This window comes from Flavobacterium defluvii, from assembly GCF_900129555.1.
Classification (GTDB): Bacteria; Bacteroidota; Bacteroidia; order Flavobacteriales; family Flavobacteriaceae; genus Flavobacterium; species Flavobacterium defluvii.
In genome coordinates this window covers 79,755-91,475 of sequence record NZ_FQWC01000002.1, presented here as the reverse complement: position 1 = coordinate 91,475, position 11,721 = coordinate 79,755, and the positions used below count along the sequence as shown (strand labels likewise).

The window sequence follows — 11,721 nt, the reverse complement described above, 5'->3', positions numbered from 1 at the left end:
ATTTAACAACTTTATAATTTATAATCCAAAGATGCAATAATAGCTTTTTCTTCATCTGTAGCAACAAAACCGGAAATATCCCAGTAGTTAGTCAGGATTTTATTTCTTTTATTAAAAAGCGATTTCTCTTTAAAAACATCACTCTCTTTATAAGTAAAATTTTGTCTATTGAAATGGGTTGTCGTAAAACTATTTCGAACCTGAATCTTTTTGGTTACATCTTTTAAAATAAGATTATAAGCAATTTCTTCATTTGAACCCAGCAAATAATAATCCTCACCATCAACTCTGTAACTTACGTCAATATACGATTTAGTAAGGTTTTTAGAATTAACTTCCGTTTTTTCTTCAAGCTTGTCAAGGTTTTGTGGTGTAATGTCAATTTTAAATTCTACGATTAGTTTCTTTTCAGGATCGTAAACAATTTCAAAATTATCAACCGCTTCTTTTGCTTTATCAAAAGGCGTAATATACATTACATAATAATCCTTATTTTTAGCGTGGCCTCTAATAACGAAATCATATTCTTTTTTTGCTTTTGGGTCTAAAAGCGGATCAAAATATTTAAAATCAGAATAATTCTTCATGATATTATTCAAATCATAACCTCTTAAATCAGCGCTCACGTCAGATTCCAGAAGACCATACGATCTGTTTTGTTCAACCAAAAGTGTGGTTGAAGGACTGCCCGAAAACTGAAAATTAACTAAGCCGTCGTTATAATAAGAATATTTATTATCCATTATAAAAAATTCTCTTACATAAACCTTTAATCTATAAGATGCTGCTAGTTTTTTTGATGAATTATCGACAAGTTTTTGAAGTACTTTTTGTGGAGACTGTTTACTAAGAACGATTTCATCTAGTTTGGTGTTATTACTTTTTAGATAAACAACAAATTTTTGATCTCCGTTTAAAGATGTCCAGCGTACCGTTAGAGTTTCATAATTGGTTTCTGAAACCTGTACATTAGAACCGCCGCTAAGCATAAAAGTTACTTTACCTTCTTTATTACTGGATAATATTTGTTTTGTTTTTAGAATAACAACTGTGGCATTTTCAATAGGTAGCTGTGTTTCTATATCTTTTACTACAATAGAATATTGTTCTTCCTGCGAAAAAACAGTTAAACTAAATAAAACAAATAATAAAAGTATGAATTTCCTCATAAGCTTATTAAATTTTCAACTAAAGTATTATTTTTCTAACAATTAAGCAATACCTGAAAAATAAAATATTAATTATCAACAAACTAGCTTAACAAAATACCTGACATCAGGGTAAAAAAAATCCTGAGCTTTTGCTCAGGTTTTTTAATATAAATATGCTTTTTAGAGGAATTATTCTCCGTGCAAAAACGCTTGTCTGTTTAACAAAGTCTCTTCATCTTCTACATGATTATCATCTGGCACACAACAATCAACAGGACACACAGCAGCGCATTGAGGTTCATCGTGAAAACCTTTACACTCTGTACATTTTCCAGGAACAATATAATAAATTTCGTCAGAAATTGGAGTTTGAGCATCATCAGCATCAACCTCAGTTCCGTCAGGTAAAATTATTTTTCCGGAAAGACTTGTTCCGTCTTTATATCTCCAATCATCTGCACCTTCATATATTGCTGTATTTGGGCATTCTGGTTCGCAGGCCCCACAGTTTATGCATTCGTCAGTTATAATAATTGCCATCTTTTTATTTGTCTTAAAGTTAGAAATCTAAGTCATAAAGTCAAAAAAAGTACATAAAAGACATTTCTCCTCTTTTGACTTTAAGACTTTTGCCTTTCGACTTAATTATGCTTATTTTTGTGCAAAATTACAATCAAAACAATTCATAAACAAACATTATGAGATTAGAAACAAAAAAAAGTGTTTTTGTTGAATTAGGAAAATTTCTAAGTCAGTTTTCCGAAGATGCTTCTGAAAGGAAATCTGACGTATTATATAATGATATCTTTTTTGATGATTTTGAAAGACTGATTCATTTATCACAATCTCATAATGGATGGTATACACCAGAGCAGGTTTACTTTTCAGTAAAGTCCTGGGCAGATGCTTTGACCGAAGAAAATATCGACAAATGGATTTCTAAATATGATTTTACCACTAATCAAAAAGAAAAAACCGTTGCCTTAATTCTTGCCGGAAACATTCCGCTTGTTGGGTTTCATGATTTTCTTTCTGTTTTAATTACCGGAAACAAAGCTTTGGTAAAAACGTCATCAAACGATCAGCATTTACTACCATTTTTAGCAAAATATATAATTGCTGTTGATGAAAATTTTAAAGATAAAATCACTTTCGCGGAAGGAAAACTTGAAAATTTCGATGCCGTAATCGCCACCGGAAGCAATAATACAGCCCGTTATTTTGAATATTATTTTAAAGATAAGCCTTCGATAATTCGAAAAAACAGAAATTCGGTAGCAGTTTTAAACGGAAAAGAAACGCACGAAGATTTAGAATCTCTTGGCGAAGATATTTTTAGGTACTTTGGTTTAGGATGCCGAAATGTTTCTAAACTTTTTGTTCCAAAAGGATATTCATTTGATGCTTTTTTTCAGGGCATTTTTAAATATCAGGATGTTATTAAATATGAAAAATATGCTAACAATTATGATTACAACAAAGCTGTATTCTTAATGAGCAATTTTAAATTAATAGACAACGGTTTTTTAACCTTAAAAGAAGATTCAAGTTATGCCTCTCCTATTTCGAGCGTTTTCTATGAATATTACGAAAATCCCGAAGATTTAAAATCCCGCCTTAAAGTCGATGAAGATCAAATTCAATGTATTGTGAGCAATGATTTAATCGAAAATAGTGTTGCATTTGGTCAAACCCAAAATCCTCAATTATGGGATTATGCAGATAACGTTGATACTATAACGTTTTTGTTAACAACAAAGTAAAAAAATGTTTAATTATTTCGAATTATTTATCGCTTTTTCAGCTCCTATTGCCGAAATTTGCATCTTTAAAATTTTCGACTATTAACAACAACCATGAAAAAACACAACTACAGCGCAGGACCAAGTATTTTACCTCAGGAAGTTTTTGAGAAAGCATCAAAAGCAGTTTTAAATTTTAATGATTCAGGATTATCTATCCTTGAAATCTCGCACCGAAGCAAAGATTTCGTTGCAGTTATGGAGGAAGCTCGTTCCCTTGCTTTAGAATTATTAGGACTTCAGGGAAAAGGATATCAGGCTTTATTTCTACAAGGTGGTGCAAGTACAGCTTTCTTAATGGCACCATATAACTTAATGAAAGAAAACGGAAAAGCAGCTTATTTAGATTCTGGAACGTGGGCAACCGCAGCCATTAAAGAAGCTAAACTTTTCGGTGAAACCGTTATTGTAGGTTCTTCAAAAGAAGACAATTATACATATGTTCCAAAAGGTTACGAAATACCAGCTGATGCAGATTATTTTCACTGTACAAGCAACAATACCATTTTTGGAACTCAAATGCAGGAATTCCCATCGACTAACATTCCGGTAGTATGCGATATGAGTTCTGATATTTTCTCTCGCGAATTAGATTTCTCTAAATTTGATTTAATTTATGCCGGAGCTCAAAAAAACATGGGGCCGGCAGGAACAACTCTTGTTGTGGTAAAAGAAGAAATTTTAGGTAAAAATGGAAGAACAATTCCAAGTATGTTAGATTACAGCAAACATATTAAAGCAGAAAGTATGTACAATACTCCATCTGTTTTTGCTGTATATGTTTCATTATTAACCTTACAATGGATTAAAGCTAAAGGCGGAATCGCTGCTGTTGAAAAATTAAACAACGCAAAAGCAGACTTACTTTATGCTGAAATCGACAGAAACCCATTATTTAAAGGTGCTGCAAAAATAGAAGACCGTTCTAAAATGAACGTTACTTTCTTATTAAACAATCCAGAACACACAGAAACTTTTGATGCTTTATGGAAAGCGGCAGGGATTTCAGGATTACCAGGACACCGTTCTGTTGGTGGTTACAGAGCTTCTATTTACAATGCTATGCCTATCGAAAGTGTTCAGGTTTTAGTTGATGTAATGAAAACTTTGGAAACTAAAGTTTAATCTTTTTTTTCGTTTAATCGTCAAAAAATACTTGCTTTAAAATATCAAAAAAGAAAAATCAAATAGTTGGTTTATCGATTAAACAATTAAACGATTAACCAAATAAACAATAAACACAACAATGAAAGTATTAGCAAATGATGGAATTTCTAAAAGTGGAATTCTAGCCTTAGAAAAAGGCGGATTTGAAGTTATAACTACAAAAGTAGCTCAGGAACAAGTAGCTAACTTTATCAATGAAAATAATGTAGACGTAATTTTAGTGCGTAGTGCAACTAAAGTTCGTAAAGATATTATCGACGCTTGTCCGGGTATTAAAATCATCGGACGTGGTGGTGTTGGTATGGACAACATTGATGTTGATTATGCTAAAAGTAAAGGAATTCATGTAATCAATACTCCAGCTTCTTCTTCAGAATCTGTTGCTGAATTAGTTTTCGGACACTTATTCTCTGGTGTTCGTTTTTTACATGATTCAAACAGAAATATGCCTCTTGAAGGAGATTCTAACTTTGAAGGCTTGAAAAAAGCTTATGCAAACGGAACTGAATTAAGAGGAAAAACTCTTGGAATTGTTGGTATTGGCCGTATCGGACAAGCTACTGCAAAAATGGCGCTTGGTCTTGGTATGAAAGTTATTGCTGCTGATAGTTTTATTCCTCAGGTTGATGTAAAAGTTGAATTTTTTGACGGACAGTCTATAACAACTACAATCGTTTCTCAATCTTTAGAATCTTTATTTAAAGAAGCTGATTTCATTACATTACACGTTCCGGCTCAGGATGGTTATATAATTGGCGAAAAAGAACTTGCAATTATGAAAGATGGTGTTGGAATCGTAAACTGTGCTCGTGGAGGCGTTATTGATGAAGTTGCTTTAGTAAAAGCTTTAGATTCAGGAAAAGTTGCGTTTGCAGGTTTAGACGTTTTCGAAAGCGAACCAAAACCAGAAATGGCAATTCTTATGCATTCTAAAATTTCGCTGACGCCACACATTGGGGCTGCAACTGGAGAAGCACAAGACAGAATTGGTACTGAATTAGCATCACAAATTATAACTTTATTGAGTTAGTAATTAAAAAATAGATTATCTTTAGAGGGATTTACTACTTATTTGTAGTAAATCCCTTTCTTTTTTTGTTATTTTTGGCGTATAATTTAAACTCTAAATACTATGTTTGAACAATTAACCCAATTAGTACAGCAATATGGAGGCGATGCTGTTGTAAACAATACCGCTGTCCCAAACGAACACAACGAAGCCGTAATAAACGAAACCAGCAGCTCTATTTTTGACGGTTTAAAAAAAATAGCTTCAGAAGGCGGTGGAGAACAATTAGCCGGCTTATTCAGTGGAAATTCCCCTATAGATAGTTCAAATCCTATAGTACAACAAATTACACAGCAATTATCCGGAAACCTGGGCGAAAAATTTGGTTTAAGCAGTGCTGATTCTAATGGAGTTGCTTCAAACTTAATTCCGCAAATTTTAGGATCTTTGGTAAATAAGGCAAAAGATCCAAATGACAGTAGTTTTCAAATTTCGGATATAATCAATTCGATTTCAGGAAACAGTACGCAGGCATCTGGAATTATGGATACAATTTCAAAATATGGAGTTCAATTTGGACTTGACCAAAACAACGATGGAAAACTAGACGTTGCCGATGTTCTTGTCGTTACCAAGAGCAAAGGCGGAATCGCTGGTTTTATCGGAAAATTGTTTGGGAGTAAATAGTTAACCACAAAAAGGTTCAAAGACTCAAAACTATAATGGTTTTTAAATTCTAAAACTGATTACAGAATTGTAATCAGTTTTTTTATTCTATAATCAAAAGTTAAACCTTTGTTACTTTGGACTTTTGTACCTCTGTACCTTCAAAAAAATTCGTAACTTTAGGGTTATGAAAAAATGTATTTCCATATTAATTATAGTATTAACGATAATTGCCTGCTCTACGACTTCGCAGAACATTGCAAGTACAGATGCTGCTTCAAATAAAAAATTAAGCGATACGGTTAGAATTGCAAATGATTCCCTGGAATACGAAGTAATTATTATTGACAACGGCTTTAGTACATGGCTTGCATCAAGAGCTTATCCTCGAAATTATCACTCATTAGAATATCTTGAAAATAAAAATAATCTGTACGTAACCGAATGGAATAACCGCGTTTTACAACCGCAGCGCTACAATCCAAATTTGTACGAAATGTCAATTAATTACCGTCCCGACATTCATTATGGTTACGAAGTAAACTACTTAATATACAATTATATGATTTATTTTCAAAATACTTACAAACAAAAACTTTGGGGTTATGTTCCTTCAAGATAATTACTATATTTGTAATCATTACAAATAGCAATGAACAAACTAAAGCAACGCTGGGGAATAACCTCAAACCTACAAGCCATCATTATACTTATCGTTTTTGCCATTACAGGATCTGCGTCTGCTTGGCTGTCTAAACCTTTTTGCGTTTGGCTGGGAATCACCAAAGAAGATTTTGGAGGATGGTTTACTTTAATCCGCTTATTGATTATTTTTCCAATCTATCAGGTTTTATTAGTTGCAATAGGAAGCGTTTTTGGGCAGTTTAGATTTTTTTGGAACTTCGAAAAGAAAATGCTTAAAAATATGGGATTAGGATTTTTGTTCAAAAACTAAACTTTCATTCTTTCTCCCGAAAAAAAATAAGTATAAATCCACGTAAGTGTAAAAGAAGGAATTACATCTGTAAAAGGAATTATTTCTTCAATAAAAGTTAATACGCCGGCAACTTTTCCAACTCGTCCCTTATACATTCTGGCCATAATTATAGCCGCAATTGGCGCCCAAATTACATCTGAAAATTCACCAAGAAGCGGAATGGAGAAAGAAATCATACCAATCCCGTCCAAAATTAATCCAATAATTAATTTTGACATTCTATTGTTATCAACAACTTTTAGGTCTTGCATTTTAAGTTTGATTTGAGTTTGTTCCGAAATTAAAAATAATTCATCAAATTTATTTTATTCCAGTATTAAATTTAATTTCAAAATTCCCATATCAAGAAACGAGCCGATTTATAAAATTTAGTTTATAAAGAAAGATTGCGAATTCGTAATTTAAAATATTCGAATTTGATTATAACCATAATCTTCGTTTCTTTGTAAAAACAGTTTCGATAAATGATACACGCAAAAAACATACATAAATTCTACGATAAACTTGAAGTTTTAAAAGGAGTTGATTTACATATTAAAAAAGGCGAAATTGTTTCTATAGTTGGTGCTTCCGGCGCAGGAAAAACAACATTATTACAAATTTTAGGAACTTTAGATGTCCCGGAAAGAAATCCGGAATCATCACTTACAATAAACGGAGAAAACATTTTTAAACTTCAGGATATTGAAAATGATAATTCAAAACAAGAAAAAACATTTAAAATTATTACTATAGCAAGTTCAAGTTATGTTTTCTTTTTAGCTGTTTTTTTATTGTTTTTTAGAACTAAAATCCTCGATGACACATTTAGAATAATAACAATTGCTGTTTTATTTTTACCAATCATTACAATGCTTTTTTACTACAACAGTTATTTTAAAAAGAAAAGCAAACAGGACAAAATATTATCAAATTTCAGAAACTTAAATCTTGGATTTATTTTCCAGTTTCACCAATTATTACCCGAATTCACAGCTTTGGAAAACGTTTGTATTCCCGCTTTTATGGCTAATAAACCAAAAGCAGAAACCGAAAAAGAAGCCAAAAGAATCCTGGAATATTTAGGTTTGTCACACAGAATTAACCACAAACCCAGCGAACTTTCGGGCGGAGAACAACAGCGCGTTGCCGTTGCAAGGGCTTTAATCAATAAACCCGACGTTATTTTTGCCGATGAACCATCTGGAAATTTAGACACACATTCTGCCGAAAATTTACATCAATTGTTTTTTCAGCTTCGTGATGAATTCGGACAGACATTTGTAATTGTAACCCACAACGAAGAATTAGCCAATATGGCCGACAGAAAATTAGTTATGGTCGATGGCCAGATTAGCAATTAGGCATTCAAATGAATCAAAAAGAACTTAAAGAATTTCTCGACGAAAAAGTCATTCAATATAACAATCAGGATTTTATCGAAAGCGATCCCGTTCAGATTCCGCATTTATTTTCTCAAAAAGAAGATATTGAAATTGCAGGTTTTCTAAGCGCCTCTATTGCCTGGGGAAATCGTAAAATGATTATTAAAAATTCGCATAAAATGATGGAATTAATGGGCAATACGCCTTACGATTTCGTTATGTCGCATTCTGAAGATAATTTAGCCGATTTAGAAAACTTCGTTCACCGAACCTTTAACGGAAAAGATTTTGGCGGATTTATTAAAGGTTTACAGCATATTTATAAAAACCATAACGGACTTGAAGCTGTATTTGCCAAAAATCAGGAAAAAGAAAGTTTACAAAAAAGCATTAGTGAATTCAAAAAGATCTTTTTTGAAATCGATCATTTGCCGCGAACTCAAAAACATATTTCAGATCCGCTGAATAATTCTGCCGCAAAACGCATCAACATGTATTTGCGCTGGATGGTGCGACAGGATGCCAAAGGTGTCGATTTAGGAATCTGGAAAACTATTTCACCTTCTGTATTATCTTGCCCGCTTGATGTTCATTCCGGAAATGTAGCACGCAAGCTAGGAATTCTTTCGCGAAAGCAAAACGATGCTAAAGCTTTATTAGAATTAGATACAAAACTTCGTAAAATGGACGCTTCAGATCCTGTGAAATACGATTTTGCTTTATTTGGATTGGGTGTTTTTGAAGGCTTTTAGAATTTAAAAATCGTAGATTTTATTTTAGTTTTACGCCGTCAGGCTGAGCGAAGTCCAAGCCCGCGTTCCAATTGACACGTCCCTTCGACTTCGCTCAGGGTGACAATTCATTATCAAAAAAAACAAAATCCACAAAAAGCCATCATTTTAACGTACATTTGCACAAAATTTAATGCAAATGAGCACTTTCGAAAAATTCAATCTCCCAAAATCATTACAAAAAGCTGTTGACGAATTAGGATTTGTTACGCCTACTCCAATTCAGGAAAAATCTTTTTCTGTAATCATGTCTGGACGCGATATGATGGGAATTGCACAAACCGGAACCGGTAAAACATTTGCTTATTTACTTCCTTTATTCAAATTATACAAATTTACGAATACCAATACACCAAAAATTGTAATTCTGGTTCCAACGCGTGAATTAGTTGTTCAGGTTGTTGAAGAAATTGAAAAACTGACCAAATATATGTCGGTTAAAACACTTGGAATTTACGGTGGTGTAAATATCAACACACAAAAGAAAGCTGTTTATGAAGGAGTTGACGTTTTAGTTGGTACTCCGGGGCGTACAATGGATTTGGCCCTTGACGCTGTTGTGCGTTTTGATGAAACTCAAAAACTGGTAATCGACGAATTTGATGAAATGCTGAATCTTGGTTTTAGACCTCAGTTGACATCGCTTTTAGCAATGATGAAAACCAAACGTCAGAATATATTATTCTCTGCAACGATGACTGATGAAGTGGATGAGATATTAAACGATTATTTTGATTTTCCGGAAGAAGTTACACTTGCAGCATCGGGAACTCCGCTTGAAAAAATTACTCAAATTACATACAACGTTCCGAATTTCAATACAAAAGTAAATCTGTTAAAGCATTTATTGCAAACAGACGAAAGCATGGATCGTGTTTTGGTTTTCGTAAATAATAAAAAGATTTCGGATATGCTTCATAACCGAATTGAAGAAGATTTTGAAGGTCAATTTGGTGTAATTCACTCTAATAAATCACAAAACTACCGTTTGAGTACAATGGCTGAATTTCAGGAGGGAAATCTTCGCGGATTAATTACAACAGATATCATGGCGAGAGGTCTGGATATTTCTAATATTTCACACGTAATTAACTTTGAACTTCCGGAAGAACCTGAATTATACATGCACAGAATTGGGCGTACAGGTCGAGCAGACGCAACCGGAACCGCCATTAGTTTTGTTTCACCAAGAGAAGAAGAGTTTAAAATTGAAACCGAACTTTTAATGGATCAGGAACTTGAGATTACTGATTTTCCTGAGGAAGTTGAAATTTCAACCAAATTAATCGAACCTGAAAAAGATAAACAGCCTATTAAATTTTTAATGAAAAAACCAAAACTTGAAGGTTCGGGGGCTTTTCATGAAAAATCTAAAAAGAATCAAAAAATCAATTTGGGAGGTCCATCAAAAACTAAAAAGAAAACCCATGGTTCTGTCAACAGAAATATGTTGAAGAATAGAAATAAGAAGAAGAAAGATGGCAAATAAGATACTAAGGTTCTAAGCTGCTAAGATTTTAAGTTTTTTTTCTTGCTAAATAAAAGGCTCAAAGATTAATAATCTTTGAGCCTTTTATTTTTTTTTAATCTTAGTCCCTTAGAACCTTAGCATCTTAAAAAAAATTATATTTTCGTAAATACCAGCCCAACTGGCGAACACAATTGGATTCTTTTTCCGGTATCGGTGATTTTCCCTGTTGCGATATCTCTTTTAAAAATAACGATGTCATTTGTGTATTGATGACCAACTAAAAGATAATTTCCTGTTGGATCAATAGCAAAATCTCTTGGACCTTTTCCTAAAGTGCTTTGCTGTTCTACCAATTCTATACTTCCGTTTTTAAGAATTTTATAAACTGAAATCGCGTTAACATCTACACGATCCGAAACATACAAAAAGTTACCATCTGGTGAAATTTTAATAGCTGCTGCTCCTGTTCCGCCTTTAAAATCTTTTGGAAGAATACTCGTTTCGGCAATCACTTTCAGGCTTCCGGATTTATCATAGCTAAATGTTGTTAAAGTTCCGTCTAATTCCTGAACCAGATAAACAAATTTACCATCTTTACTAAAAGTCAAATGTCTTGGCCCGCTTCCGGGTTTTACATCAACACTACCTTTTAGAGTCAGAATTTCGTTTTTAGAAGCCGGATTATATTTATAAATAAAAACTTTATCCAAACCTAAATCATTAGAAAGCACAAACTTTTTATCTGGTGAAAAAACAACCATATGAACGTGTGCTTTTTCCTGACGTGCTGCATTTGGTCCTTTTCCTTCATGCTGAATCAATTGCTGTACTTCAGAAATACTTCCGTCAGCATTTTTTTTATACACTACAATACTTCCTCCAGAATAATTTGCCGCGATTACGTTTTTATCATCATTTATTAAATGACAAGGATCTGCTCCTAAAGCATCATTTTTATTCAACTGGGTTATTTTTCCTGAAGTCGAATCATAACTAAATGCGCTCACAGAACTCTGAGTTCCGTTTTCATTTACTGCATAAATAAATTTATTATTTGCCGAAACAGATAAATAACTCGGACTTACTACGTTTTCTGAAGAATTTTTAAGCTTAAATTCGCCAGAATTCGAATTGAATTCGTAAACATAAATTCCGTTACTCTGGCATGTATTGGTGTACGTTCCTACCAATAGGTTAAACTTATTTTGAGCTTTTACAGTTGTAACTACCAAAGCAGAAAATAATATTAAGGATATTTTTTTCATAGTTTGTTTTTTTGAATACGCTAAAATAAGCAATAATA

Annotated in this window: 13 protein-coding genes; 9 read left to right on the top strand and 4 right to left on the bottom strand. The window is 33.0% G+C overall.

The features are described 5' to 3' along the window. Window positions 1-11: 11 nt before the first annotated feature. Both BUC29_RS04485 and BUC29_RS04480 read right to left on the bottom strand, forming a co-directional pair. Entirely contained in the window at window positions 12-1,169 is a 1,158-nt protein-coding gene (locus BUC29_RS04485; protein WP_073413772.1) for a peptidase associated/transthyretin-like domain-containing protein, read from the bottom strand. A 171-nt stretch (window positions 1,170-1,340) separates the two neighbouring features. Continuing rightward, window positions 1,341-1,691, bottom strand: a complete 351-nt coding sequence (locus BUC29_RS04480; protein WP_073413770.1) for a 4Fe-4S dicluster domain-containing protein — start codon at window positions 1,689-1,691, stop codon at window positions 1,341-1,343. 158 nt (window positions 1,692-1,849) lie between these two features. Here BUC29_RS04480 and BUC29_RS04475 point away from each other — a divergent pair, with 158 nt between their 5' ends. The 6 genes from BUC29_RS04475 to BUC29_RS04450 all read left to right on the top strand — a co-directional run bounded on the left by BUC29_RS04475 (window position 1,850) and on the right by BUC29_RS04450 (window position 6,750). After that, entirely contained in the window at window positions 1,850-2,914 is a 1,065-nt protein-coding gene (locus BUC29_RS04475; protein WP_073413768.1) for an acyl-CoA reductase, read from the top strand. Between the two features lie 93 nt (window positions 2,915-3,007). Then, window positions 3,008-4,078, top strand: coding sequence for a 3-phosphoserine/phosphohydroxythreonine transaminase (gene serC, locus BUC29_RS04470; protein ID WP_073413765.1), 1,071 nt, complete (start codon window positions 3,008-3,010; stop codon window positions 4,076-4,078). A gap of 121 nt (window positions 4,079-4,199) precedes the next feature. Further along, a complete protein-coding gene (locus tag BUC29_RS04465; RefSeq protein WP_073413763.1) occupies window positions 4,200-5,150 on the top strand; it encodes a D-2-hydroxyacid dehydrogenase in 951 nt (316 codons plus the stop codon). A gap of 102 nt (window positions 5,151-5,252) precedes the next feature. Further along, complete coding sequence (locus BUC29_RS04460; protein WP_073413761.1) at window positions 5,253-5,816, top strand: tautomerase family protein; 564 nt, start codon at window positions 5,253-5,255, stop codon at window positions 5,814-5,816. Window positions 5,817-5,982: 166 nt separating this feature from the next. Next, on the top strand, window positions 5,983-6,417 hold the full coding sequence (locus tag BUC29_RS04455) for a DUF6146 family protein (RefSeq protein WP_073413759.1): 435 nt from the start codon (window positions 5,983-5,985) through the stop codon (window positions 6,415-6,417). A 30-nt stretch (window positions 6,418-6,447) separates the two neighbouring features. Then, entirely contained in the window at window positions 6,448-6,750 is a 303-nt protein-coding gene (locus BUC29_RS04450) for a DUF6787 family protein (RefSeq protein ID WP_073413757.1), read from the top strand. Here the strand turns inward: BUC29_RS04450 and BUC29_RS04445 are convergent. Beyond that, the gene (locus tag BUC29_RS04445; RefSeq protein WP_073413755.1) at window positions 6,747-7,043 is read right to left on the bottom strand and encodes a hypothetical protein; all 297 of its coding nucleotides are present in this window, start codon (window positions 7,041-7,043) and stop codon (window positions 6,747-6,749) included. The genes BUC29_RS04450 and BUC29_RS04445 overlap by 4 nt on opposite strands. Before the next feature lie 213 nt (window positions 7,044-7,256). On the opposite strand from BUC29_RS04445, the gene BUC29_RS21815 reads away from it, so the two are divergent. The 3 genes from BUC29_RS21815 (at window position 7,257) to BUC29_RS04430 (ending at window position 10,436) form a co-directional block, all read left to right on the top strand. Beyond that, window positions 7,257-8,135, top strand: a complete 879-nt coding sequence (locus BUC29_RS21815; RefSeq protein ID WP_073413752.1) for an ABC transporter ATP-binding protein — start codon at window positions 7,257-7,259, stop codon at window positions 8,133-8,135. Window positions 8,136-8,143: 8 nt separating this feature from the next. After that, window positions 8,144-8,908 carry a TIGR02757 family protein gene (locus BUC29_RS04435; RefSeq protein WP_073413750.1) on the top strand — a complete coding sequence of 255 codons (765 nt, stop codon included), beginning with the start codon at window positions 8,144-8,146 and terminating at the stop codon, window positions 8,906-8,908. A gap of 178 nt (window positions 8,909-9,086) precedes the next feature. Further along, entirely contained in the window at window positions 9,087-10,436 is a 1,350-nt protein-coding gene (locus BUC29_RS04430; protein WP_073413748.1) for a DEAD/DEAH box helicase, read from the top strand. 134 nt (window positions 10,437-10,570) lie between these two features. On the opposite strand, the gene BUC29_RS04425 is transcribed toward BUC29_RS04430, so the two are convergent. Then, window positions 10,571-11,683 (bottom strand): lactonase family protein, encoded by a 1,113-nt coding sequence (locus BUC29_RS04425; protein ID WP_073414878.1) that lies wholly within the window; start codon window positions 11,681-11,683, stop codon window positions 10,571-10,573. Between the last annotated feature and the right edge of the window lie 38 nt (window positions 11,684-11,721).